Annotated in this window: 21 protein-coding genes and 1 pseudogene; 14 read left to right on the top strand and 8 right to left on the bottom strand. The window is 60.3% G+C overall.

Annotated features, from left to right (window positions below; translation table 11 throughout):
- Window positions 1-136: 136 nt before the first annotated feature.
- Together J2Y56_RS14750 and J2Y56_RS14755 are read right to left on the bottom strand one after the other, a co-directional pair.
- Entirely contained in the window at window positions 137-1,645 is a 1,509-nt protein-coding gene (locus tag J2Y56_RS14750) for a sigma-54-dependent transcriptional regulator (RefSeq protein ID WP_007942956.1), read from the bottom strand.
- A gap of 79 nt (window positions 1,646-1,724) precedes the next feature.
- Entirely contained in the window at window positions 1,725-2,639 is a 915-nt protein-coding gene (locus J2Y56_RS14755) for a LysR family transcriptional regulator (protein WP_007942955.1), read from the bottom strand.
- Between the two features lie 151 nt (window positions 2,640-2,790).
- On the opposite strand from J2Y56_RS14755, the gene speB reads away from it, so the two are divergent.
- The 8 genes from speB (at window position 2,791) to J2Y56_RS14795 (ending at window position 11,446) form a co-directional block, all read left to right on the top strand.
- On the top strand, window positions 2,791-3,795 hold the full coding sequence (gene speB, locus J2Y56_RS14760; protein ID WP_007942954.1) for an agmatinase: 1,005 nt from the start codon (window positions 2,791-2,793) through the stop codon (window positions 3,793-3,795).
- A gap of 28 nt (window positions 3,796-3,823) precedes the next feature.
- Window positions 3,824-5,332, top strand: a complete 1,509-nt coding sequence (locus J2Y56_RS14765; RefSeq protein WP_007942953.1) for an aldehyde dehydrogenase — start codon at window positions 3,824-3,826, stop codon at window positions 5,330-5,332.
- A 174-nt stretch (window positions 5,333-5,506) separates the two neighbouring features.
- Complete coding sequence (locus J2Y56_RS14770) at window positions 5,507-7,075, top strand: cytosine permease (RefSeq protein WP_310350970.1); 1,569 nt, start codon at window positions 5,507-5,509, stop codon at window positions 7,073-7,075.
- 2 nt (window positions 7,076-7,077) lie between these two features.
- Window positions 7,078-8,766 carry a choline dehydrogenase gene (gene betA / locus J2Y56_RS14775; RefSeq protein WP_007942951.1) on the top strand — a complete coding sequence of 563 codons (1,689 nt, stop codon included), beginning with the start codon at window positions 7,078-7,080 and terminating at the stop codon, window positions 8,764-8,766.
- Between the two features lie 220 nt (window positions 8,767-8,986).
- Window positions 8,987-9,640: a peroxiredoxin gene (locus J2Y56_RS14780; RefSeq protein ID WP_007942949.1), complete on the top strand. Its 654-nt coding sequence runs from the start codon at window positions 8,987-8,989 to the stop codon at window positions 9,638-9,640.
- 25 nt (window positions 9,641-9,665) lie between these two features.
- Entirely contained in the window at window positions 9,666-10,127 is a 462-nt protein-coding gene (locus tag J2Y56_RS14785; protein ID WP_007942948.1) for a GNAT family N-acetyltransferase, read from the top strand.
- 354 nt (window positions 10,128-10,481) lie between these two features.
- Window positions 10,482-10,964 carry an antitoxin Xre/MbcA/ParS toxin-binding domain-containing protein gene (locus J2Y56_RS14790; protein ID WP_007942947.1) on the top strand — a complete coding sequence of 161 codons (483 nt, stop codon included), beginning with the start codon at window positions 10,482-10,484 and terminating at the stop codon, window positions 10,962-10,964.
- A complete protein-coding gene (locus tag J2Y56_RS14795) occupies window positions 10,961-11,446 on the top strand; it encodes an RES family NAD+ phosphorylase (protein ID WP_007942946.1) in 486 nt (161 codons plus the stop codon). The genes J2Y56_RS14790 and J2Y56_RS14795 overlap by 4 nt, the downstream gene beginning before the upstream one ends.
- A 12-nt stretch (window positions 11,447-11,458) precedes the next feature.
- Here the strand turns inward: J2Y56_RS14795 and J2Y56_RS14800 are convergent, their stop codons facing one another.
- The gene (locus J2Y56_RS14800; RefSeq protein ID WP_007942945.1) at window positions 11,459-12,889 is read right to left on the bottom strand and encodes a M15 family metallopeptidase; all 1,431 of its coding nucleotides are present in this window, start codon (window positions 12,887-12,889) and stop codon (window positions 11,459-11,461) included.
- Window positions 12,890-13,065: 176 nt separating this feature from the next.
- Between J2Y56_RS14800 and J2Y56_RS14805 the strand changes: the two genes are divergently transcribed.
- Complete coding sequence (locus tag J2Y56_RS14805; protein ID WP_007942944.1) at window positions 13,066-13,401, top strand: hypothetical protein; 336 nt, start codon at window positions 13,066-13,068, stop codon at window positions 13,399-13,401.
- A gap of 67 nt (window positions 13,402-13,468) precedes the next feature.
- Here the strand turns inward: J2Y56_RS14805 and J2Y56_RS14810 are convergent, their stop codons facing one another.
- The 4 genes from J2Y56_RS14810 to glcD are packed head-to-tail and all read right to left on the bottom strand — an operon-like array spanning window position 13,469 to window position 17,674.
- Window positions 13,469-13,870 (bottom strand): heme-binding protein, encoded by a 402-nt coding sequence (locus tag J2Y56_RS14810; protein WP_007942941.1) that lies wholly within the window; start codon window positions 13,868-13,870, stop codon window positions 13,469-13,471.
- A 19-nt stretch (window positions 13,871-13,889) separates the two neighbouring features.
- Window positions 13,890-15,107 (bottom strand): glycolate oxidase subunit GlcF, encoded by a 1,218-nt coding sequence (gene glcF, locus J2Y56_RS14815; RefSeq protein WP_310336854.1) that lies wholly within the window; start codon window positions 15,105-15,107, stop codon window positions 13,890-13,892.
- A 3-nt stretch (window positions 15,108-15,110) separates the two neighbouring features.
- Window positions 15,111-16,175 carry a glycolate oxidase subunit GlcE gene (gene glcE, locus J2Y56_RS14820; RefSeq protein ID WP_007947839.1) on the bottom strand — a complete coding sequence of 355 codons (1,065 nt, stop codon included), beginning with the start codon at window positions 16,173-16,175 and terminating at the stop codon, window positions 15,111-15,113.
- The gene (gene glcD / locus J2Y56_RS14825; protein WP_007947840.1) at window positions 16,175-17,674 is read right to left on the bottom strand and encodes a glycolate oxidase subunit GlcD; all 1,500 of its coding nucleotides are present in this window, start codon (window positions 17,672-17,674) and stop codon (window positions 16,175-16,177) included. Before glcD ends, glcE begins: the two co-directional genes overlap by 1 nt.
- A gap of 404 nt (window positions 17,675-18,078) precedes the next feature.
- On the opposite strand from glcD, the gene J2Y56_RS14830 reads away from it, so the two are divergent.
- From J2Y56_RS14830 to J2Y56_RS14850, 5 genes and pseudogenes are all read left to right on the top strand, one after another.
- Window positions 18,079-20,094: an aminotransferase class I/II-fold pyridoxal phosphate-dependent enzyme gene (locus tag J2Y56_RS14830; RefSeq protein ID WP_007947841.1), complete on the top strand. Its 2,016-nt coding sequence runs from the start codon at window positions 18,079-18,081 to the stop codon at window positions 20,092-20,094.
- A 28-nt stretch (window positions 20,095-20,122) separates the two neighbouring features.
- A complete protein-coding gene (locus J2Y56_RS14835; RefSeq protein ID WP_007947842.1) occupies window positions 20,123-20,905 on the top strand; it encodes a transporter substrate-binding domain-containing protein in 783 nt (260 codons plus the stop codon).
- Window positions 20,906-21,053: 148 nt separating this feature from the next.
- Window positions 21,054-21,767 carry an ABC transporter permease gene (locus J2Y56_RS14840; RefSeq protein ID WP_007947843.1) on the top strand — a complete coding sequence of 238 codons (714 nt, stop codon included), beginning with the start codon at window positions 21,054-21,056 and terminating at the stop codon, window positions 21,765-21,767.
- A gap of 5 nt (window positions 21,768-21,772) precedes the next feature.
- Window positions 21,773-22,471: an ABC transporter permease subunit gene (locus J2Y56_RS14845; RefSeq protein WP_007947844.1), complete on the top strand. Its 699-nt coding sequence runs from the start codon at window positions 21,773-21,775 to the stop codon at window positions 22,469-22,471.
- Window positions 22,471-23,292, top strand: a pseudogene (locus J2Y56_RS14850) (DMT family transporter); the annotation flags it as partial. The gene J2Y56_RS14845 and the pseudogene J2Y56_RS14850, both read left to right, overlap by 1 nt.
- 45 nt (window positions 23,293-23,337) lie before the next feature.
- Here J2Y56_RS14850 and J2Y56_RS28475 read toward each other — a convergent pair.
- Window positions 23,338-23,469: a hypothetical protein gene (locus J2Y56_RS28475; RefSeq protein WP_405046860.1), complete on the bottom strand. Its 132-nt coding sequence runs from the start codon at window positions 23,467-23,469 to the stop codon at window positions 23,338-23,340.

Genomic DNA, 23,469 nt, shown 5'->3' on the forward strand with positions numbered 1-23,469 from the left:
ATGTTTTCCAAGATCGATGGCGGCAATAGCTACTTTGTTCATGGCAACGGTCTCCGGTAGGCCCCCTGTGAAAGCTTAGTGGGCGATCACAGGGGGCAGCGGGGGTAGCCATTTCATTAGTGGATGTGTGTTGTTTTCAGGCTTTGGCGGGAATGCCGTACTTGCGCAGGCGAATGGCGATGGCGCTGTGGGAGGTTTGCAGGCGAGTCGCGAGTAAACGGCTGGACGGATAACTGCGATAAAGCTGCTCCAGCAGGTGTTTTTCAAACCCTGCAACGGCCTCTTCAAGGCTGCCCACTTCGCCGTCGTTTTGCCGTTCTACCGCCGTTCTGGCGATGTCCAGATCGTCGATGTCCACCAGCGGGTTTTCGCAAATCGCCGCCGCGCGGAAAATCACGTTTTGCAACTGGCGAACATTGCCCGGCCAGCGGTTGCCGAGGAGGGCGGCAAAGGTGCTCGGGGCCAAACGGCATACCGGGCGCTGGATCTGTGCGCAGGCCTGTTGCATGAAGTGATTGGCCATCAACAGGATGTCGTGGCCGCGTTCGCGCAACGGCGGTACTTGCAGGTTGAGCACATTGAGGCGGTAGAACAGGTCTTCGCGAAAATGGCCTTCGCTGACCATTTTCTCCAGGTCGCGGTGGGTCGCGCTCAGCACCCGAACGTTGACCTTCACCTCTCGATCGCCACCGACCCGGCGAAAGCAGCCGTCGCTCAAAAAGCGCAGTAACTTGGCTTGCAGGTAAGGCGACATCTCTCCGACTTCATCGAGGAACACCGTACCTTGATCGGCCAGTTCCAGCAGGCCGAGTTTGCCGCCACGCTGGGCGCCGGTGAAGGCGCCGGCGGCGTAGCCGAACAGTTCGCTTTCGGCGAGGCTTTCCGGGAGTGCCGCGCAGTTCAGGGCGAGAAAGGGCGAATCATGCCGCGCACTGATCGCATGACAGGCACGTGCGACCAGTTCTTTGCCGGTGCCGGTTTCGCCCTGGATCAACAACGGCGCGTCGAGTGCGGCAACGCGTTGGGCACGGGCCTTGAGCGTGCGAATCGCCGGGGACTCGCCCAGCAGCGCATCGAACCCTTCGGCATGGTCATGGTGCAGCGCCGACAGGCGTTCGCCGATGCGGTTCGGTTGATACAGGGTCAGCAGGGCGCCAGCGCCGGTGATCGGCATGGCGTCCAGCAGCAACGTCTGGCCGCCGAGGCTGACCTCGTGCATGGGCAGGCGAAAACCGTGCTCGATCAACGTGCGTTGCAAGGAAGGATCATCAAACAGTGCTGTCAGCGATTCGCCGGCCGGTTCGCGACCACAGAGGGCAATCAGCGCCGGGTTGGCCAGCAGCACAAAACCCCGATCATCCACCGCCAATACCGCGTCGGTGCTGGCAGCCAGCAAGGCATCGAGCTGCAAGCTTCGGCGTTGCCCCGGAAGAATGTCGACCATCGTTACCGCTTGCACGCCCTGCACGCCGAGAAAGGCCTCGCGCAACTCGTCCAGCACCTCGGCACCGAGGGTCGGCGCATCGATGTAAACGTTCGGCGGCACCATCTCCACAGCGTCCAGATTGAACCGGCGCCCACCGAGCAGGGCCAGCACTTCCTGGGTGATGCCGACGCGGTCGATGAAGGTAACGTGGATGCGCATAACGGGCCTGCAAGGGTGGCGAACGAGGTGGATGCGTCAATGAGTATGCCGGGCGTTGCTCGGGTGTGGCGAGCGGATATCAGCCTTTGGCGGATTTACGCGAGCTGGCCGCCAGGTCCTCAAGGAAGGCCTGGAGAATCGGCGGCGGGGCCGTACCGCGTCGGGTAATCACGTCAAAGGGCGACATCAACTGCAGGCTGTTTGGCGCCAGTTGGTGCATCTCGCCGGTCTTGATCCACTGCGCGGCGAAGTGCGCCGGCAGAAAACCCAGGTAGGCGCCGGAGATCAACAAAATCGCCAGGGCCTCGATGTTGTCCACGGTCGCTGCTGCCTTGGTGACACCCAGATGTTCGAGGTCGTATTGCTGCATGTAGCCGCGCACGACAATGCGGCTCGCGGCAATTTCTTCCCGCAGTTCGTCGCCTTCGGCCTTGCTGCCATACAGCGGATGCCGGCGCCCGCAATACAACCCCAGGGCTTCTTGATACAACGGCGTATGCAGCAGCCCCGGTACGTGGATCGGGAAGTGCCCGATGGCCAGGTGCAGTCGGCCGTCGAGCACCCGTTCTTCGAGTTCGGCGGGGGTACCCACGTACACGTTGAGGTGCACGTCATGGCCCCGGGACACGAAGCGCTGAGTGGTGCGCGGCAGCGGTGAATCGGGGTCGGTGATGGTGGTGTCGATGATCCCCAGGTTGAGCTTGCCGCTGATGTGCTGCTTGAGCACGTCGGCGTCCATGCAGAAGGTCTCCACCGCCGACAACAGGCGCTGGGTCGCCTCATGAATCGCCACGCCTTGCTCGGTCAGGCGAAAGCCACTGCGCCCGCGCTGACAAAGTTTGACCCCGAGCCGGGTTTCCAGATGAGTCATCTGTTCGCTGATCGTCGACTGGCCGGCATTCAACGCCGCCTGCGCGGCGCTAAAACCCCCGCACCTGACAATCGTGGCAAACACCCTGAGCAGTTTCAGATCGACATCGTGCAGCTGAATCACCTTGGACCTCCCGCGTGTGGATGCATCGGTAATGCCGATATGAGTATCTGATGTTTAGCATTTTTTCCACGAAAACCTGCGCCCATAGTCATTCCAACGGCGGTCGCCTTGCAGTCCGCCCAGCCGATAACAAAAAGTGGAGAGGCTTGAAATGTCGAATAACGGTTATGAATCCGGTCGCCTGAACCTGCCATTCGTAGGTCATTGCACCTTTGGCAAATCCCCGGTGTGCACCGATTGGGATGCACTGGATGCCGACGTCGCGGTGCTCGGCGTGCCCAACGACATGGGCACTCAGTGGCGCTCCGGCGCACGCTTCGGACCACGCGGGATTCGCGAAGCATCGACGCTGTTCTCCTTCGGCCACGCCGGCGCCTATGACCATGAAGACGACGTGATGTACCTGACCGCCGCCGACGTGCGCATGGTCGATGTCGGTGATGCCGACATTGTGCACACCGACATGGTCACCAGTAACGAGAACACCGAATACGCCGTGCGCAAGATCCTCGATGCCGGAGTCATGCCCGTGGTACTCGGTGGCGACCACTCGGTGCACGCGCCGGTGATCAAGGCGTTTGAGGGCCGTGGCCCGATCCACATCATCCATTTCGATGCGCACCTGGACTTCGTCGACGAACGCCACGGTGTCCGCTACGGCCATGGCAACCCGCTGCGGCGCGCCTCGGAAATGAACCACATTGTCGGCATGACCCAGATGGGCATTCGCAACGTTTCGTCCTCCAACCGTGATGACTACGAAGCGGCCCATGCCGCCGGCTCGAAAATCCTCTCGGTGCGCGATGTCCGGCGCCTCGGCGTCGAGGGTGTGCTCGCGCTGATCCCGCAAAACATCAATTACTACATCACGATAGACATCGACGGTTTCGACCCGTCCATCGCCCCGGGCACCGGCACCCCCAGCCACGGCGGCTTCCTCTACTACGAAGTGCTGGAAATCATCCAGGCCCTGGCCAAGCGCAGCAAAGGCAACATCGTCGGTATGGACCTGGTAGAGGTTGCACCGGTGTATGACCCGAGCGGCATGACCTCGATTCTGGCGGCGCAACTGCTGCTCAACAGCATCGGGTTCATCTTCCATGAACGGGCTCAGGCGAAGCACGCCGTGAGCGAAACCACCACGGCTACGGCGTGAACTGACCGCCGCACAGAGGGCATGAAAAATGGACACGATTGTTAAGCAGTACCTGCAAAAATTCGGCGTATCCGAAGCGACCCAGACCTTCCTCAGCAAGGTCCAGAAGATGTTCATCGGTGGCGCCTTTGTCGAGGCCAGCGACGGACAGACTTCCGACGTCATCGAGCCGTCGACCGAGGGCCTGATCACGCGCATTCCGATGGGCACCACCGAGGACTTGGACCGCGCTGTGCAAGCGGCTCGCGCCCAGTTCGACGGTGGCGCCTGGAGTCAGGCCAAGCCGGCGGAACGCGAGCGACTGATTCAGCGCCTGGCGGACCTGGTTGAACAGAACGCCGCAGAACTGGCAGAAATCGAATCGATCGACATGGGCAAGTCCGCAGCCTTTGCCAAGGACGTCGATATTCAAGGCACGGTCGATACCTTGCGTTACTTCGCCGGCTGGGCCACCAAGCTGCACGGCCGCACCGTCGAGCCTTCATTGCCGGGCAATTACCTGGCCTATACCCGCAAGGAAGCGGTGGGTGTGGTCGGTGCTATCGTGCCGTGGAACTTCCCGCTGCAAACCATGGCCTGGAAGCTCGGTGCCGCCTTGGCGACCGGTTGCACCGTGGTGGTCAAACCGGCTGAACTGACTTCGTTGTCGGCCCTGCGATTTGCCGAGTTGGTGCAGGAAGCCGGGATCCCGGACGGCGTCATCAACATCGTCTCCGGACGCGGCAGTGTGGTTGGCGCGGCCATGGCCACGCACCCCGGTATCGACAAACTGACCTTCACCGGCTCAACCCCGGTAGGCCGTACCGTCGGACGCGCTGCGCTGGATGAAATGAAGCGACTAACCCTGGAACTTGGAGGAAAATCACCGGTAATCGTGTTGGCCGATGCCGATATTCCAGCGGCTGCACAGGCGATTGCCAACGGCGTGTTTTTCAACTCGGGTCAGGTGTGCGATGCCGGTACGCGCGCTTATGTTCATCGCAGTGTCTACGACGAATTCCTGCGCGAACTGATCGCCTATACACGCACGCTGAAGATCGCACCGGGCCTGGACCCCGACTGCTTCATCGGTCCGCTGGTGTCGGCCCTGCAAAAGCAGCGCGTAACCGAGTACATCGAAACCGGCAAGCAGGAAGGCGCCGAACTGGTCTTCGGCGGCCAGCCTGTCGATGGCCCAGGTTTCTTCGTCGAGCCGACCATCTTCGCCCATTGCCGCAACGACATGCGCATTGTCCAGGAGGAGATTTTTGGCCCGGTGCTGGTCACCGCACCGTTCGACGATGAGGAAGAGGCACTGGCCCTGGCTAATGACTCGCTCTACGGCCTGGCTGCGGCGCTGTACTCCAATGACCTTGGCAAGGTGCACAGCCTGATCCCACGGTTGAAGGCTGGTTCGGTCTACGTCAACGCCCACGGCACCCTCGACCCGTCGATGCCGTTTGGTGGCTACAAACAGTCCGGATTCGGCAAGGACCTGGGCGCCGAACAACTCGATTACCTGCTCGAAACCAAAGCTGTCTGGATCACGCTGCCCTGAGTCATGGCTGACTCAAACCTTGTGGGAGCGAGCCTGCTCGCGATGGCGCAGTAACAAGCGCTTCTGTAGCGACTGATTAGCCCTCATCGCGAGCAGGCTCGCTCCCACAAGGGCGTCGTTCACCCGAAAGAACGCAGTTATCTCGTCATGATCTTCCAACAATAAGAGACAATCATGAATACTGACGCCAAAGCCGCACCCAGCGTGTCGCTCCTCGACGGCAAACCTGTCGTCGAGAGCCATTCGATCGACTTCATCCCGGAAAACGAGCGCACCGACAAACTGTCGAGTCAAGGCCCGTTCTGGTTCCTCGGCAATTTCACGTTCTTCACCATGACCATCGGCTTCGTTGGCCCAAGCGTCGGCCTGACCGCGCTCTGGACCACACTCGCCGGTACGCTGGGCATCATGTTCGGCACCCTGTTCATGGCGTTCCATGGTTCGCAAGGCCCGCACCTGGGCTTGCCGCAAATGATTCAGTCGCGTGCGCAGTTCGGCTATCGCGGTGTGATCCTCGTGCTGCTGGCGACGCTGTTTGTGTTTGCCGGGTTCAACATCGTCAACCTGGTGTTGATGATGCAGGGTTTGCACACTTTATTCGGGTTCGAACCCTGGGTGATCGCGGTGGCGGTGACGGTACCGGCGGCGATCCTCGCGATTCTTGGTCATGACTGGATGCACCGCAGCTTCAAATGGGCGTTGTACCTGTCGATCCCGCTGTACGGCCTGGTGACCCTGGCGGTGATGATGGGCTGGGTGCCCGATGCCGTGTTGCCGGCACTGGCTGCAGGTGAAGAGGCCCCGGCGCCATTGGGCTTCAACTGGACCGGTTTCATCGCCCAGTTCGCTGCGGCGGCCAGTTACAACATCGCCTACGCCCCGTACGTCTCCGACTATTCGCGTTACCTGCCGAAGAACACCTCCAGCGGCAAGCTGATTGCCGTGGTGTTTCTCGGTGCCTCGTTGTCCGGCGCGTGGATGATTTCGGTGGGTGGCTGGCTGGCCGATCACCTGCATTCAACGGATGTACTGGTCGCCCTCGGGCAAGTGGGTAGCACCGTTTCGCCGCTGATGGGCACGGCGGTGGTGGTGATCACCATTCTGGCGTTCCTGCCGGTGATCGCGATGAACATCTACAGCGCGAAACTGACCACGCTGACCTGCGTCGACTCCATCAAGCACATCAAGCCGACCCGCAAGGCACGCATCCTGGCGATTGGTTTTGTGATCCTGCTGCAACTGGGCGTGGCCCTGAGCATCCAGAGTTCGGGCAAAGGCTTGTCGGTACTGGGGATCTACCTGGTGGTGATGTTGTACTTCCTGGTGCCGTGGACCTCGGTCAACCTGACTGACTACTTCTTCGTGCGCAAAGGCCGCTACGCCATCCCGCACTTCTTCATGCCCCACGGCAACATCTACGGCAACTGGGGCCTGCGTGGCATCGCCGCGTACGCCATCGGTTTCGTCTCGATGATCCCGTTCTTCTACATCTACGACGGCGTCGAGCAGCGCGAAGTGTATGTCGGCCCGCTCGCCAAAGCCCTGGGCAGCATCGACATCGCCTGGCTGGTCGGGCTGATCGTTTCGGGGCTGGTGTACTACTGGTTCAGCCGCTCGATTGACCTCAAACGCGAAGAAACCGTCATCCAGCACATCGAAAAAACCTCTCCGCAATACACCACTGGCGACTCGCTGACCTTTCGCTCGACGCCTGTTTTCAACGAATCAAAGGCCGGGAGATAACCATGGCTACGCAAAAATACGACTACATCATCATTGGTGCCGGCTCGGCGGGTTGTGTGTTGGCCAACCGCTTGAGCGAAGACCCGGCCACCTCCGTTCTGGTACTGGAATTCGGTGGCAGTGACCGCAGTGTGGTGATCCAGATGCCGAGCGCGTTCTCGATCCCGATGAACACCAAGAAGTACAACTGGCGCTACGAAACCGAGCCAGAGCCGTTCCTCAACGGGCGACGCATTCACTGCCCACGGGGCAAGGTGCTCGGCGGCTCGTCGTCGATCAACGGCCTGGTCTATATCCGTGGTCATGCCTATGACTTTGACGAGTGGGAATCGCTGGGTGCCCAGGGTTGGGGCTACCGCAATTGCCTGCCTTACTTCAAACGGGCAGAACACTATGAAGAGGGCGGCGACGGCTATCGCGGCGGCACGGGGCCGTTGCACACCACCAATGGCAATCACATGAAAAACCCGCTGTATGGGGCGTGGGTGGACGCCGGTGCCGAAGCCGGTTACATCAAGACCGAAGACTGCAACGGTTACATGCAGGAAGGGTTTGGTGCCATGCACATGACGGTGAAAAACGGCGTGCGCTGCTCCACGGCCAACGCTTACTTGCGCCCGGCCATGGGCCGTCCGAACCTGACGGTGATCACCCACGCGATGACCCGGCAGATCATCCTTGAAGGCAAACGCGCCGTCGGCGTCATGTATGACCACAACGGCGAGACCCACCAGGTTCATTGCAACCGCGAAGTACTGATAGCCTCAGGGCCGATCGGTTCGCCACACCTGTTGCAACGCTCCGGAATCGGCCCGGCCGACGTCCTGCGCAAAGCCGGGATCAGCGTGCGTCATGACCTGCCTGGGGTAGGGGAGAATCTGCAGGATCACGCCGAGGTGTATATCCAGTTCGGCTGCAAGGAACCGGTGACCCTCAACAGCAAAATGGACCCGTTGAGCAAACTGATGATCGGTTTGCGCTGGCTGCTGTTCAAGGACGGACTCGGCGCCACCAACCATTTCGAGGCCGGTGGTTTCATTCGCTCGGACAAGGGCTTGCGTTGGCCGGACATCCAGTTCCACTTTCTGCCCGCCGCCATGCGTTACGACGGCAACAAGCCGATCAAGGGCCACGGCTTCATGGTGCTCACCGGGCCGAACAAACCCAAGAGCCGCGGTTATGTGCGCGCCCGTTCAGCTGACCCTTACGAGCATCCGCAGATCCAGTTCAACTACCTGCAACGCGAAGAGGACCGCGAAGGCTTCCGCCGCTGCATTCGCCTGACCCGGGAGATCATCGGCCAGAAGGCAATGGACCGCTTCCGCGACGGTGAAATCGCCCCAGGAGCCGATGTGACCAGCGATGAAGAGCTCGATGCCTTCGTGCGGGAAAACCTCGAAAGCACCTACCATCCTTGCGGCTCGTGCCGCATGGGCGAGGACGACATGGCTGTGGTCGATTCCGAGTTGCGTGTGCATGGCATTGCCGGGTTGCGCGTGATCGACTCGTCGGTGTTCCCGACCGAACCGAACGGCAACCTCAACGCGCCGACCATCATGCTCGCCGAACGGGCCAGCGATCTGGTGCGCGGGCGCAACATGCTGCCGGCCTCGGATGCGCCCGTCGGTCTGGTACAGGATTGGGAGACCAGCCAGCGCTCGTCGCTGCCGGGACGCAACGTCCGGGTTTGATCGCTTCGGGTCTTGCTCAGAAACAGCCAGATCGACGTGTCGATCTGGCTGTTTTTTTTCCAACCATTGGTTACAGACTGAGTTCGTCGGTAACGACCTTGTCTTGCCGCGTCTCCTATACTGATCCGCGTTGGCAGGTTCAACACCGATCCTGAATGCCGTTGGAGGCGTACCCGATTCCGGCGGTTTTTCCCTACCACCCTCAGTAAGGAGAACGAACATGGCAATCCGCATTGGCGACGAGGCACCGGACTTTAGCGTTCAAAGCACCGAAGGCACGCTGAATTTCCACGAATGGATTGGCGACAAGTGGGCCATCCTGTTTTCCCATCCCAAGGATTTCACCCCGGTGTGCACCACCGAGCTGGGCTACATGGCTGGGCTCAAGCCCGAGTTCGACAAGCGCAACACCAAGATCGTCGGGCTCAGTGTCGACCCGGTCAGCAATCATGAAAGCTGGGCCAAGGACATCGAAGAAACCCAGGGGCACGCGGTCAACTACCCGATGATCGGTGACGAAAACCTGGTGGTGGCCAAGCTCTACGACATGATCCACCCGAATGCCAGTGGCGGCACCCGCACCGCCATAGACAACGCCACCGTACGTTCCGTGTTCATTATCGGCCCGGACAAAAAGGTCAAGGCCATGCTCATCTACCCGATGAGCGCCGGGCGCAACTTCGATGAAGTGCTGCGTCTGCTGGATTCCCTGCAATTGAACGCCAAGCATACGGTCGCCACCCCGGTGAACTGGCGTCCGGGTGAGGACGTGATCATTCCCACGTCGGTGTCCGATGAAGACGCGCGCAAGAAGTACCCGGACGGCTTCAAAACCATCAAACCTTACTTGCGCACCGTGGCGCAGCCGAAGTAATCCAACCCCCGAGGAGTCGGGCAACATGGTCGTACAAGCCTTTCGCGTCGACGCCAGCCATCTCGATCAGATTGCGCGCCTGTTCGACGCCTACCGAGGCTTTTACGGCCAGCCCTCTAACCTGACCCAGTCCCGGGATTTCATCGCCGAACGCATCGCCCGGGACGAGTCGGCGATTTTCCTCGCCGAGGACGCCACGGGCCAGGCCGTGGGTTTCGTGCAGTTGTACCCGACGTTTTCCTCCATCGACGCCTACCGCACCTGGTTGCTCAGCGACCTGTTCACCACGCCCGAGGCCCGGGGGCGAGGAGTGGGCACGTTGCTGATGAACACCGCCCGCACCTTTGCGGTGTTGAGCGGTGCCAGGGGCATTGTGCTGGAAACCGCCACCGACAATCTCGGTGCGCAGCGGTTGTATGAGTCGTTGGGGTATGTGCGTGAGGTGGGTTATTACACGTATTGCCTCGATTTGAGGGGCAAGTCATAGACGCCCAAGCCGGCGGATACGGGCGGAGCGGCAGGTAGCGACGCAAGGTTTTGCAGCCTCCGGGAAGTAACACGGAGTGTTTTTAACCAAGCACCGTAAGACATGTGAACGCTTTCAAAAAATCGAGGAAACATCCCACAGGATTTTAGGGTTGGCGCTCGGAAGCGAGGCGGGTAGCGTGTGGCTGCAATCAGGGAAGAGAACGTCGCTCCCGGCGACTGGAATATTTCGCTCCATGGAGTAAGGATGAATGGACTCAGCAAGTAATACACGCAAAAGCCGACAGCACTCAATTGCCCTGTTCACGACATTTGACGCTATTCTTGCGTCAAATGTCGCAGTGAGGTCATTGATATGCCCGCAACGAATCAAGCAGACAAGGAAGCCGTGGCGACGAGGGCAAAGAAGCCCAGAAAGCCTACTGAGGTGCTTTTACATGGCCGCAAGGGTGACACGCGCATGTTGGTAATCCGATACACACAGGAAGGCTTTGAGTTGAGTGATGTCAGGGACATGCTGGCTATATCAGCACTTTACATGGAGCACGATCTGATGCAGCGCATCACCGGGAAATCCATCAGGACCGTCCAACGCCTGACGAAAGAAACCGGGCAAGTGCGCCTGAACCAGCAGCAGAGCACAGTGGCTTTCCAGTACGCGCAGACCCTGGAGCACGCCACCAACGTGTTCGGTAATCTGTTGCTGGCTGAAGAATGGCTGCGCAAACCGTGCAAATATCTGGACGGTTATGTTCCGCTGGAGTTGATCGATAATTCGCTTGGCTTCCAGGCAGTAGAGGACTACCTGACCCGGATCGAGTACGGGGTCTATCAATGAACCCCTTACCCTGGGACGGGACATGGCACGCCTGGCGCCTGGATCGCGAGGTGTTCAAGGACAGCTGGAACAGTGGCGTTGGTGCGCAACGATCCGGTGGTCGATGGAACCCTCCCGGGCGCCGGGTCATTTATGCTTCGGCCGACCCGTCCACGGCCATCCTGGAGGTTGCGGCCCACGTTGGCTTCGATAGCCTCGACAGTGTGCCGCACGTACTGACCTGCTTCGAAGTGATGGACCCCAATATCATCAAAGTTGTTCAGCCGGAAGATGTGCCGAACCCGAACTGGCTCATCCCGTCGCAAACTACGCCCAACCAGCAACAGTTCGCCGATCTGCTGCTGGCCCGGCATCCCTTCGTCCTTATTCCTTCGGTGACTGGTCGTTCGTGGAATCTACTGGTGAGTTGCGACCTGGCTGACGATAAATTCAAGCTTGTCTCCCAGGAGCGCTTCGGCCTGGACACCCGGCTAATCAAATAACCCCCACCAACCTCACGGCAACTTCCACCCTTCACGAAACCGCTCATATTGCGCCTCCGGCATCTGCACCAGAAGCGGCGACTCGCGAGGGTCCAGCCACTTGAGCAACGCAGCAATATCCGCTTGATCCATGGCCGTGCAACCTGCCGTCGGTGAAGTGGGGGCGCGCCAGACATGAAAGAAAATGCACGAACCCGAGGCCGCAGTAGCCGGGGTGTTGTGCTCGATGAAAATGCCTTTGCGATAGCCTTCTTCGTTGCGCATGCGTTCGGAACTGTTCCAGTCCTTGGTAATCGCCGCGCCGTCGACCAGTTCGTTGTAGCGACTGGATTGGCTGTCATCCACGCATTCGGTGGTGGGTGTCAGTGCAAGGTAGGTCAGTCGGGTGTCGGCCGAAGTATCGTAGCCAAACGCCGTGCCCAGTTTGAAAATTCCGGCGGGCGCTTTTCCGTCGCCTTCACGTTTGACCGGACCTTCAACCGCCTCAACACTGCCAAGGCCCTTGCCCCAGCCCATGCCGTTTTTGCCGACCACGACTGGAAAGGCGTCGCCGACTTTTCGAAAGGTTTTACCGTCACGTTCATAACGTTGCGCAGTGCCCTGGATGTCATCCCAGTTCCTGGAGTTGACCACGATCAGCTGACCACTGGTGCCGATCACGTCGCTGGGGCTCATTGGTGTAATGGGGAAATCCATCACGTCTTTCGGTGCTCCCTCGCCACTTAAAGTGAAATGCCACCATTCCTTCGAATATCCGGCAAACCCTTCTTTTTCCATGGCGCTGCTGAGCCGTTGACGGTTTACCCTTGCGTTGGGGCTGATCGTTGGGTTGGCGGTATGTGCGCGCTCATCGAAGCAATCGTAACCGGTGCCCATATCGAGTGCGCCGTCGTGCCAGCGTTGGCCATAGGGCGCCGTACAGTCAACTTGTGCCGCCGAAGGCGTCCAGGTATCGGTGGGCAGGGCCTTTGGGCCAATCAGTGTCAGGTCCACGGTTGAGCCTTTGGAGTGCCCCGACACCCGCGCCACATAGCCCAGGCGCCAGAAGTCCTGCTTGTCCACACGCGGATAAAACTCGGCCTTGCGCGGGTCGCCGGGTTCGGTCGCGAAGCGCCCCATGTCGGCGACGGCGCGGCTGGGGCGATAACAATCGAATACCTTCAAACCATAGCCTTGCGGGCGCAATGCCGCTTGCACCCGGGCGAGTGCCTTGGCGGTGTCCACCGACAACAGGCATTCGGCGGCGTCGTAACCGTCGAGGCGATGCCCGGTAAAGTTGTGGGGGCTGGCGTAGCGGATGTCCTGTTCGATGCTCGGATCAATGGTGCGCAAATAGACCATGTTCGCAGGCATTGGACTGGCACTGGCCATGCCGGGCACGACAAAGCCCAGCAGCACAATCAACAGCCGATTGGCGGTGTTTGTAACGCTCACAGAATTCATATGAATGCCTGACACACTTTCACCGGCGTTGCGTTGAGGGGATGTCATTGTGTTTCTGGGTTGATCCCGATACACCGAACCCGATAATGGTTGTTCTATGCAGATAAGGCAATTTGCTGGCCCCGCTGGTGCAAAGTTGCCGCCAAAATCACTTTATTTTCAGGTGGTTAGGCCCAATGGAATTGCGCAATGTAGCGGTCACGATGATCTCGTTTGCCCTGGCGTGTATGGCTGGCGCGGTCCAGGCCAGGGAGTTGAAGCCCAATGACCAATATATGTGCGACTGGGGGGCGGGGACGGCGGCCCGAGCCCAGGAGCTCAAGTTGTCCGGGGTGTCGCTGTATGCCGCTCGCAAGAAGATAGAGACCTACAAGTTCAACAAGCCGTGGATGCACATGATGGCCATGGGCATAACCGAGCAGACCTACGACAGCCCGTCGCGATTCAAGCCCGCCGCCGTGCGGCAGAGTTTTTATGAGGAGTGCGTCAGGTACAAGTTGGCGCGGAAGTAAAAACGCACGAGCGTACTTTGTAGCAGCAGGCTTTGCCAGCTGCTACGGAATTGCGTCGTTGATAACATCATTTCAAACACTGCGCCCCGGCCTTCGCCACTTGCGCGTCCTGCTCGGCCTTGACGCCGGACACGCCGACCGCGCCGATCACCTGGCCGTCGACAATAATCGGCACGCCACCTTCAAGCGACGTCAGTAACGGCGCGGATAAAAAGGCGTAGCGTCCACCATTGACCATGTCTTCATAACCCTTGGATTCACGCCGGCCCAAGGCCGAGGTGCGGGCTTTTTCGGTGGCGATGTAGGCGCTGCTTGGCGCGCAACCGTCGAGGCGTTCGAGTGCCAGGGGATGACCGCCGTCGTCGACAATCACGATAGTCACGGCCCATTGATTGTTCTGCGCTTCGGTGCGGGCGGCGGCAAGGATCTTGCTGACTTCCGTCTGACTCAGTACGGCTTTGCTGTGCATGACAATCTCCGGTTTGTGATCAGGGCAGGGCGGCTTCGACCAGTTCGATCCAGTGCCTGACGGGGGTTCGACCCGCGCCGTCGAGGTGCGCCTGGCAGCCGATATTGGCGGTGACAATGACCTCGGGATACCCGCTCTCCAGCGCATTGAGCTTGTTGTCGCGCAGCTGTCGGGACAGTTCGGGTTGGGTCAGCGAATAGGTGCCCGCCGAGCCGCAGCACAAGTGACTATCGGGCACGGGCGTGAGGTTGAAACCCAGCCGTATCAGCAGCGCTTCAACCGCACCGCCGAGCTTTTGCGCGTGCTGCAAGGTGCAAGGGCAATGGAACGCCAGGCGGTGGGCGCAGTGGATGCCGAGTTTTTCCAGCGGTTCGGCGCGCAACACTTCGACCAGGTCCTTGGCCAGCGCACTGACTTTTTTTGCCTTGTCGGCATAGGCCGGGTCGGCACGGAGCAAGTGACCATAGTCTTTGATGAACGCACCGCAACCGCTGGCGGTTTGTACGATGGCTTCGACACCGTTTTCAATGTCCGGCCACCAGGCATCGATGTTGTGCCGTGCGCGATCAAGGCCGGCTGCCTGAGCGTCGAGGTGATAATCGACGGCACCACAGCACCCGGCCTCGGGGACCGGTGTGATGCTGATGCCCAGCCGATCCAGCACGCGCGCGGCGGCGGCATTGGTGTTGGGTGACAGCCCAGGCTGCACGCAACCTTCCAGTATCAGCACCCGCCTTGAGTGACGCATCGTCGGGCGCGGTTTGGCCGGGTACACACGACGAGGCAACTTGGCTTGCAAGCTGTTTGGCAACAACGCACGAAACATCTGCCCGCTGTTGACCAGTGCCTTGAACAGTCCGGGGTTGGGCACAACGCTGCGCAAACCTTCGCGTAACAAGCGCTGGTCGATTGAGCGCGGTACGGCGGCATCCACTACCGCGCGACCAATGTCGAGCAAGTTGTGATAATCGACGCCAGAGGGGCAGGTTGTTTCGCAGTTGCGGCACGACAGGCAACGGTCAAGATGCTGCTGGGTTTTTCGCGTGACTTCGTTGCCTTCCAGCACCTGCTTGATCAGGTAGATGCGCCCCCTCGGCCCATCCAGTTCATCGCCCAGCAGCTGATAGGTCGGGCAGGTGGCATTGCAAAAACCGCAGTGCACGCACGTGCGCAGAATGCTTTCGGCTTCTTCTGCCCGGGGCAGTTGGCGGGATTTTTCGCTGAGTGTGGTTTGCATGGGTCAGCACTCCGCGTACAGGCGACCGGGGTTGAAGATGTCCCGTGGATCAAGCTGCTGCTTCAGGTTCCTGTGGTATTGCATCAGGTTAGCAGGCAACGGGTGGAACGGGCTGTCGATCAGGCCATGGCTGTAACTGGTCACATGCCCGCCGACCTCACCGACGATCTTGCGAATGAATGATGCCTGCGCCTCGGATTTGAGCCAGCGCTGTGCACCGCCCCAATCGATCAGTTGAGCGCCGGGCAAGGAAAGCCGGGGCGTGTTGTGGGGCAATGACAACCGCCATAGGGGCTGGTCCTCATCGAAAAAACCCAGTCGATGTTCGTTGAGATCCTCCCAGTAGGTCGCGTCCAGCAATTCTCCACCCAATCGGTCATGGGCCGCCGCCACTGAACCTTCGCCTCCTTCCAGCCGCAAATGCAGGCGCTGTCCGTCATGGCACGCCGCGCTGATCGGCAAGGGCTGCTGACCCCACTCCGCGAGGCGCTGCAAAGCGCGATCACTGTCCATTTCCAGGCTGATGCTCAGGCACTGACGCGGTTTGGGCAACACCTTGAGTGACACTTCAGTCACCACCCCTAGCGACCCGTAACTGCCGGCCATCAAGCGCGACACGTCATAGCCGGCGACGTTCTTCATGACTTCACCACCGAAACGCAAATGCTTGCCGTGCCCGGTGATCACCCGTGTACCGAGGACGAAATCCCTGACCGAACCTGACCACGGGCGTCGTGGTCCCGACAACCCGCAGGCAATCATGCCGCCGACGGTGGCGCCTTCACCGAAGGAGGGCGGTTCGCACGCCAGCATCTGATGCGCGCCGTCCAAAACATCGGCCAATTCCGACAGCGGCGTGCCGCAACGGGCGGTGATCACCAGTTCGGTCGGGTCATAACTGACGATGCCTCGGTGGGTGCGCGTATCGAGCACCTCCCCCGCAACAATGCGCCCAAGGAAAGCTTTGCTGTTGGAGCCCTGAATGCGCAGCGGCGTCGCGTTTTGCAGCGCCTGATTGACCTGTTCCAGCAGCGCGGCGCTGTCATCCATGTCGAATTCGCTGCGCATCAGAAACGCTCCAGATCAGGGAAGGGCAACTGACCCATATGCACATGCAACGCGCCAAATTCGGCGCAGCGGTGCAGGGTCGGAATGTTCTTGCCGGGGTTGAGCAGTCCGCCCGGATCGAAGGCGGCTTTGACCGCATGGAACAGCGTCAGCTCATCGCTGTTGAACTGCGCACACATCTGATTGATTTTCTCGCGGCCCACACCGTGTTCACCGGTAATGCTGCCGCCGACCTTCACGCACAATTCGAGGATCTTGCCACCCAGGGTTTCGGCGCGGTCGAGCTCGCCGGGCTGGTTGGCATCGAACAAAATCAGCGGGTGCATGTTGCCGTCACCGGCATGGAACACGTTGGCCACCCGCAGGCCATATTCGGCCGAGAGCGCTGCGATCGCCTGCAACACGCCGGGCAGCTCACGGCGCGGGATCGTCCCGTCCATGCAGTAGTAATCCGGCGACAGGCGTCCTACCGCCGGGAAAGCATTCTTGCGTCCGGCCCAGAAACGCACGCGTTCGGCCTCATCGCGGGCCTGGCGGACTTCGGTGGCGCCGGCCTGCTCCAGCACCTGGCGCACGCGGTTGACGTCATCATGCACATCAGCTTCAACGCCATCGAGTTCGCAGAGCAAAATGGCTTCGGCGTCGACCGGATAACCAGCGTGGATAAAGTCTTCAGCGGCGCGAATGGCCAGGTTGTCCATCATCTCCAGGCCGCCGGGGATGATGCCGGCCGCAATGATGTCACCCACCGCGCGGCCGGCCTTCTCGACGGAATCGAAGGCCGCCAGCAGTACTTTCGCCGTCTGTGGTTTGGGCAGCAGTTTGACCGTCACCTCGGTGATGACCCCAAGCATGCCTTCTGAACCGGTGAACAATGCCAGCAAATCAAAGCCGGGCGAGTCCAGGGCATCGGCCCCCAGCGTCAGGTGTTCGCCTTCGACGGTCAGGATGTCGACCTTGAGCAGGTTGTGCACGGTCAGACCGTATTTCAGGCAATGCACACCACCGGCGTTTTCGGCAACATTGCCGCCGATGGAACAGGCAATTTGCGAGGAGGGATCCGGCGCGTAGTACAGGCCGAAAGGCGCCGCCGCCTGGGAAATGGCCAGGTTACGCACCCCCGGCTGAACCCGTGCGGTGCGGGCGGCGGGGTCGATGTCCAGGATGTTGTTGAAGCGCGCCATCACCAGCAGCACACCTTTTTCCAATGGCAATGCACCGCCGGACAAACCCGTGCCGGCACCACGGGCAACCACCGGGACGTGCCGCTCATGGCAGACTCGAAGCACGCCCTGGACTTCGTCGAGGTGGCGGGGCAGCACTACCAGCAGGGGTGTGGTGCGGTAAGCGGAGAGCCCGTCGCATTCATACGGCTTGAGCTCTTCCTGCTGATGGAGGATTTCCAGATCGGGCAACCGCGCGTGCAGCGCATGGAGCAGGGCGGCTTTATCCACATCGGGCAAAGCGCCGTCGACGCGTTCATCGTAAAGAATGTTCATCGCCTGATCGCAACCCTCAGTGGTTTTTATTCGAGGTCTTCCGGTGGCAGCTAATGTGCATCATTGGCCTGCCGCGTTTTTCTGTCTATGGGTTGTTTAACGGGCCCTTCGGCGGTTTTTTGGCTAATAGAGAAAACAACCTCCAAAACATTAGCTTATCCGTGCTCGTTCGCCTCCATTGCCGGGAGGTAGACACGCCAAAGCTGCGGCCTTAAGAGCCTATCGACCACCCATTCCCGTGATTGAAAAACGGCGCGACTGTCGTGAAAGCGACCTGTTTGTGCTGAACGCGAAGCGTCGCGACTTTTCTGTTGAACGACTGTTCAGCTTCGACTATGTTGGTGGCCACCTCCCCCGGCTGGTTGCGCGGGCTTGCGTTTCTTCAATTCGAACGAGGCACTGGCATGCGGTTTTCACCCTTTGTTGAGCGGATTTCAGGCGACGGCGTGGCCGCTTGGGATATTCACAATGCAGGCCTTGAAGCCCAGGGGCGTGGTGAGGATGTGATCATTCTCAGCGTCGGTGACCCGGATTTCCCCACGCCCGATTTCATTACCGATGCCGCCATTGAAGCACTGCGCGAGGGCGACACCCACTACACCGAGATCGCCGGGCGCCGGGCTTTGCGCGAAGCCATCGCTTCTCGCTACAGCCCACTGTTCGAGCGTGATGTGCCAGCGTCCAGCGTGATCGTCGCGGCCGGGGCACAAAACGCGTTGTTCATCACGTCGATGTGCCTGCTCAGCAGCGGTGATGAAGTGATCGCCCTGGACCCGATGTACGTGACCTACGAGGCGACGCTCAAAGCCTCCGGTGCAACGCTGGTGCGGGTGCCGTGCTCGGCGGATTCAGGTTTCAGGCTCGATGCCGCCGTGCTGGCCAAGGCCATCACCCCGCGCACCCGGGCCATTTTCTTCTCCAACCCGAACAATCCCACCGGCGTGGTGCTTAACCGCGAAGAGCTGCAAGCCATTGCCGACCTCGCCATCGAACATGACCTGTGGGTGGTGGTCGACGAAGTCTACGAAAGCCTCGCATTCGAACGCGAACACCTCAGCCTCGCGGCGCTGCCGGGAATGGCCGAGCGCTGCGTGGTGATCGGCAGTCTGTCGAAATCCCATGCCATGACTGGCTGGCGGATCGGCTGGATGCTCGCCCACGAAGCCTTGATTGCTCACGCCGAAACCCTGGTGCTGAGCATGCTGTATGGCTTGCCCGGGTTTGTCATGGAAGCGGCGCTGAAAGCGGTGCAGGCCCACGACGACGTGGCCCAAGGCATGCGCGACATCTATCGCCGTCGTCGCGATCTGGTGGTCGCGAGCCTGGCGGATTGCCCAGGTCTTTCAGTGCTCAATCCCGATGCCGGCATGTTCGTGCTGGTAGACGTGCGCGACACCGGGCTGACCTCGCTGGAGTTCGCCTGGCGCTTGCTGCGCGAGGCGCAGGTGTCGGTCCTCGATGCGGCGGCGTTTGGTGAGCCGGCGCAAGGTTTTGTGCGGCTTTCGTTCACGCTGGGTGAAGAGCGCCTGGCCCTGGCCTGTCAGCGTATTCGCGACTTTGTGCTGGTGCTCAAAGGTGAAGCGCCCCGTCCCGTAATCAGCCCCGTGACCAGCCGCGTCACCTGCGAAGCCACCGTTGCACCGGTCACAGCCAAGACCATGATCGAAGTCGATAGCCTGCACAAACGCTTCGGTAATATCGAAGTGCTCAAGGGCGTGTCCCTGACGGCGCGCGAAGGCGATGTAATTTCCCTGATCGGCGCCAGCGGCTCGGGTAAAAGTACCTTGCTGCGTTGCATCAACATGCTCGAAGTGCCGGACCAGGGGCGCATTCTGGTGGACGGCGAAAGCATCAAGCTCAATCACGACCGCCCCGGTGCACCGTTGGTGTCCGACGCCAAACAATTGGTACGGATCCGTTCGAGCCTGGGCATGGTGTTTCAGAATTTCAACCTCTGGCCCCATCGCACGGTGCTGGAAAACCTCATCGAAGCGCCGACCCAGGTCCTGCGTGAAAGCCGAGCCGAGGCGACCGAGCGCGCCGAAGCCTTGCTCGAACGCGTCGGGCTGGCGGCCAAGCGCAACGAGTACCCGGCGTTTCTCTCCGGGGGACAGCAACAACGGGTGGCCATCGCCCGAGCCCTGGCCATGCGGCCCAAGGTCATGCTGTTCGATGAACCCACCTCGGCACTCGACCCGGAACTGGTCGGTGAAGTGCTGCGGGTGATCCGCTCCCTCGCGGAAGAAGGCCGGACCATGATCCTGGTGACCCATGAGATGGCCTTTGCCCGCGATGTCTCTTCCAAAGTTGCCTATTTGCATCAAGGGCTGATCGAGGAAACCGGTTCGCCGGATGAAGTGTTCGTACACCCACGCAGCGAACGTTGCCGACAATTCGTCAACGCTCACCAGACTCGCTAATAAATCATAAAAAAGACGGGGAAAAATCATGGGAAATCGACGTTTGGCAAACTGGTTTACCGGCGCGGCCTGCTTGTTGCTGGCCGGCATGAGCGCGGCCCAAGCCCAGCCGATCAGGTTCGCGGTGGCGGCAGAACCCTATCCGCCGTACACCGAAAAGCAGGCCAACGGTGAATGGAAAGGTTTTGAAGTCGACCTGATCCACAAACTGTGCAGCGAAATGAAAGCCGAGTGCGAGATCAAGGAAGTGGCGTGGGACGGCATCATTCCCTCATTGCTGGCGAAGAAGATCGACGTGATTTTTTCCTCGATGTCGGTGACTGAAGAGCGCGAAAAACAGATCGCGTTCAGCAAGGCCTACTACGACTCGGTGATCGCGATCGTCGGCCCCAAGGGCACCTCCGTCAAGAAGTACCCGGACGATCTCAAGGGCAAGATCATCGGCGTGCAGAACTCCACCGTGAGTGCCAGTTACCTCAAGCAGTACTACGAAAAAATCGCCGACGTGAAGTATTACGACACCCAGGACTCGGTTAACGCCGACCTGATTGCCGGCCGTATCGACCTGATGATGGCGGACGGCACGGCCATGGCGGCCTTCGTGCAGACGCCGGATGCGAGCAACCTGGACTACCTCGGCGCGGTGCCTTATGACCCGATTTTCGGCAAAGGCGTGGGCGCCGGTCTGCGCAAAGACGATACCGAGCTCAAGGCCAAACTCGACAAGGCCATCCAGGGCCTGCTGGCGAGCAAGGACTATGACGACCTGTCCCAACACTACTTCGGTACCAGCGTGAAACCTGCTTTCTGATCTGAATAGAGATCCTGTGGGAGCGAGCCTGCTCGCGATGACGGCCTGTCATTCAACAATGATGTCGACAGACACACCGCCATCGCGAGCAGGCTCGCTCCCACAGGGGGCCTGCGTCAGGCAGTGATTGCGCTAACTGGAGAGTGAAATGCCGGCAATGTTCGAGTTGATCAATTTCAGCGAGCAAGGATGGGGCAGTGCGCTGTTAAAGGGGCTCTGGATGACCCTGCAGATTTCCGCCGGGGCGTTTGTGCTCGGGCTGATGATCGGGTTGGTGGTGGCCTGCCTCAAACTCAGCGCGCCCAAACCTATCGCAGCGCTGATGCGCAGCTACACCACACTATTCCGGGCAGTTCCGGAGTTGTTACTGATCCTGCTGCTGTACTACGTAGGCTCCATGCTGCTCAATTCGCTGATGGTGCAGATGGGTTACGGCACGGTGAATGTCAGCGGTCCGCTGGCGGCCATTGTGGTGCTGGGCCTGGTGCAGGGCGCTTACGCCTCGGAGATTTTTCGGGCGGCGATCCAGGCCATTCCTTTCGGCCAGATCGAGGCGGGCAAGGCGTTTGGCTTGAGCGGGTTCGGCTTGTTCCGGCGGGTCACGCTGCCGATCATGGCGCCTTACGCCATGGCCGGGATGGCCAACCTGTGGATCAACCTGATCAAGGACAGTGCATTGATCAGCGTGGTCGGCACCAACGAGCTGCTGTACACCGCCAAGCAAGGCGCGGGTTCGACGCGGCATTATTTGTTGTTCTACCTCACCGCCGCGGCGATGTATTACGCGGTGACGTTGGCGTCCAACTACCTGTCTGGACGGCTTGAGCGACGCATCCGTCGCTGGATGCCTTTGGCTGAGTAAATGAAATGATTCCAGCGTGGATAGTTGAATACGCGGCGCTGTTGGGCCGGGGGCTGCAAACGACCATCACCATCCTGTTGATTTCCAGCGTGCTGGGTTTCGCGCTCGCGGTGCTGGTGGCGCTGGCGCGGATCTCAAAGAACAGAGTGATCGCCAACGTCAGCCTGTTTTACACCAGCGTGACGCGCGGTACGCCGCTGCTGATCCAGATCTACATTTTCTACTACGGCCTGGGCAGCCTGTTTGCGCAGTTCCCGTTGATTCGCAGCAGCTTCCTCTGGCCGTACCTGCGGGACGGGTATTGGTACATCGTGTTTGCCTTGGTGGTGTCGGTGGGGGCCTATGTCGGCGAAGTGATTCGCGGCGGGCTGCTGGCGGTACCCAAAGGCGAGATGGAAGCGGCTTCGGCGTTTGGTATGACGGCACGCCAGTCGTTGCTGCGGGTGCGTTTACCCCGGGCGCTGCGCCTGTTGTTACCGACACTCGCCGGGGAGACCGTGATGCTGCTCAAGTCCACCGCGCTGGCGTCGACGATTGCGATTATCGACCTGCTGGGCGCCGCCAACGTGGTACGCGCCCAGACCCTGCAAGTGTATGAACCCTTGCTGCTGGTGGCCGGCGTCTATGTCTGCCTGACGTTTTTGATCGAAGCGCTATTTGCCTTTGCCGAACGGCGCGGGACGCCCGTTCGCAGGTCGATGTAATGAACGCGCCACGGATCGTCGACCGGTCGTTGCAAGGCATCGGCCTGTGCACCTTGGGGTACACGTTCCTGGCGTTGCAGGATGCTGCCATCAAATGGCTGGTGGCGGATTATTCAGTGGTCAGCATTCTGTTCTGGCGCGCCCTCGTGGTGGTGCTGGCTTGCCTGCTGGTGGGGCGCTTGCGCCTGGTCCAGCGTGCCTGGCACTCGCCGAGCCGGCGTCTGTTGGTGGTTCGTGGATTGTTGTCGATTGTTGCCTGGGTGTTGTATTACACGGCGGCCCGGGACCTGACCCTTGCGGAAATGACCACGCTGTATTTCTCCGCGCCGATCATGGTCACCGTGCTGGCGGCAGTGATCCTCAAGGAGCGCGCCAGCGCGTGGCAGTGGTTCAGTCTGATCATCGGTTTTGTCGGCGTGATCATTGCCTGTCGTCCCGACAACCTGGCCGATCCCGTGCCAGTGATCCTGACGCTGTTGGCCGCAATGTGCTGGGCGTTCACTTACATTCAGTTGCGCCAGGTGGATGAGCAGACGTCAGTGCTGGAGCAGATGCTGATCACCAACGTGGTGTTTGTGATTTGCATGACGGTGGCGCTGCCCTGGAACGACACCCCGGCACCGACCCCGGCCTGGCTGGGAATGCTCGGCGCCGGGTTGGTCGGCGGTATCGGTCAGTTTCTGCTGTTCGCCAGTTTTCAGCGGGCCACTGCCACCTTGCTGGCGCCGTTCGAATACACCGGCCTGATCTGGGCATTCCTGTTGTCGAGCCTGATCTGGGGCACGCTGATGGACGTGTCATTGATGGTCGGTGCCGGGCTGATCGCGGTCAGCGGCACCTTGGCGATGATCTTCGGGCGACACCCCTCACAAGACGTCGTCGGTGCTGAATGCTCCGTGTCGCAGCCCCTTTATCCAGCAACGACAGATGTGGAGGCCGTTGGCGGGGCTGAAGGTTTCGGGGTTCAGGCACCACTCGATCCAGAGTCCGTCGAGCAT

The sequence above is a fragment of the Pseudomonas sp. BE134 genome, assembly GCF_031456105.1.
Lineage (GTDB): Bacteria > Pseudomonadota > Gammaproteobacteria > Pseudomonadales > Pseudomonadaceae > Aquipseudomonas.

Bases quoted from the DNA above. Each gene is read 5' to 3' on its own strand.
- J2Y56_RS14750 (WP_007942956.1), bottom strand. From the start codon at position 1,645: ATGCGCATCCACGTTACCTTCATCGACCGCGTCGGCATCACCCAGGAA.
- speB (WP_007942954.1), top strand. From the start codon at position 2,791: ATGTCGAATAACGGTTATGAATCCGGTCGCCTGAACCTGCCATTCGTA.
- J2Y56_RS14765 (WP_007942953.1), top strand. From the start codon at position 3,824: ATGGACACGATTGTTAAGCAGTACCTGCAAAAATTCGGCGTATCCGAA.
- J2Y56_RS14770 (WP_310350970.1), top strand. From the start codon at position 5,507: ATGAATACTGACGCCAAAGCCGCACCCAGCGTGTCGCTCCTCGACGGC.
- betA (WP_007942951.1), top strand. From the start codon at position 7,078: ATGGCTACGCAAAAATACGACTACATCATCATTGGTGCCGGCTCGGCG.
- J2Y56_RS14780 (WP_007942949.1), top strand. From the start codon at position 8,987: ATGGCAATCCGCATTGGCGACGAGGCACCGGACTTTAGCGTTCAAAGC.
- J2Y56_RS14785 (WP_007942948.1), top strand. From the start codon at position 9,666: ATGGTCGTACAAGCCTTTCGCGTCGACGCCAGCCATCTCGATCAGATT.
- J2Y56_RS14790 (WP_007942947.1), top strand. From the start codon at position 10,482: ATGCCCGCAACGAATCAAGCAGACAAGGAAGCCGTGGCGACGAGGGCA.
- J2Y56_RS14795 (WP_007942946.1), top strand. From the start codon at position 10,961: ATGAACCCCTTACCCTGGGACGGGACATGGCACGCCTGGCGCCTGGAT.
- J2Y56_RS14800 (WP_007942945.1), bottom strand. From the start codon at position 12,889: ATGAATTCTGTGAGCGTTACAAACACCGCCAATCGGCTGTTGATTGTG.
- J2Y56_RS14805 (WP_007942944.1), top strand. From the start codon at position 13,066: ATGGAATTGCGCAATGTAGCGGTCACGATGATCTCGTTTGCCCTGGCG.
- J2Y56_RS14810 (WP_007942941.1), bottom strand. From the start codon at position 13,870: ATGCACAGCAAAGCCGTACTGAGTCAGACGGAAGTCAGCAAGATCCTT.
- glcF (WP_310336854.1), bottom strand. From the start codon at position 15,107: ATGCAAACCACACTCAGCGAAAAATCCCGCCAACTGCCCCGGGCAGAA.
- glcE (WP_007947839.1), bottom strand. From the start codon at position 16,175: ATGCGCAGCGAATTCGACATGGATGACAGCGCCGCGCTGCTGGAACAG.
- glcD (WP_007947840.1), bottom strand. From the start codon at position 17,674: ATGAACATTCTTTACGATGAACGCGTCGACGGCGCTTTGCCCGATGTG.
- J2Y56_RS14830 (WP_007947841.1), top strand. From the start codon at position 18,079: ATGCGGTTTTCACCCTTTGTTGAGCGGATTTCAGGCGACGGCGTGGCC.
- J2Y56_RS14835 (WP_007947842.1), top strand. From the start codon at position 20,123: ATGGGAAATCGACGTTTGGCAAACTGGTTTACCGGCGCGGCCTGCTTG.
- J2Y56_RS14840 (WP_007947843.1), top strand. From the start codon at position 21,054: ATGCCGGCAATGTTCGAGTTGATCAATTTCAGCGAGCAAGGATGGGGC.
- J2Y56_RS14845 (WP_007947844.1), top strand. From the start codon at position 21,773: ATGATTCCAGCGTGGATAGTTGAATACGCGGCGCTGTTGGGCCGGGGG.
- J2Y56_RS28475 (WP_405046860.1), bottom strand. From the start codon at position 23,469: ATGCTCGACGGACTCTGGATCGAGTGGTGCCTGAACCCCGAAACCTTC.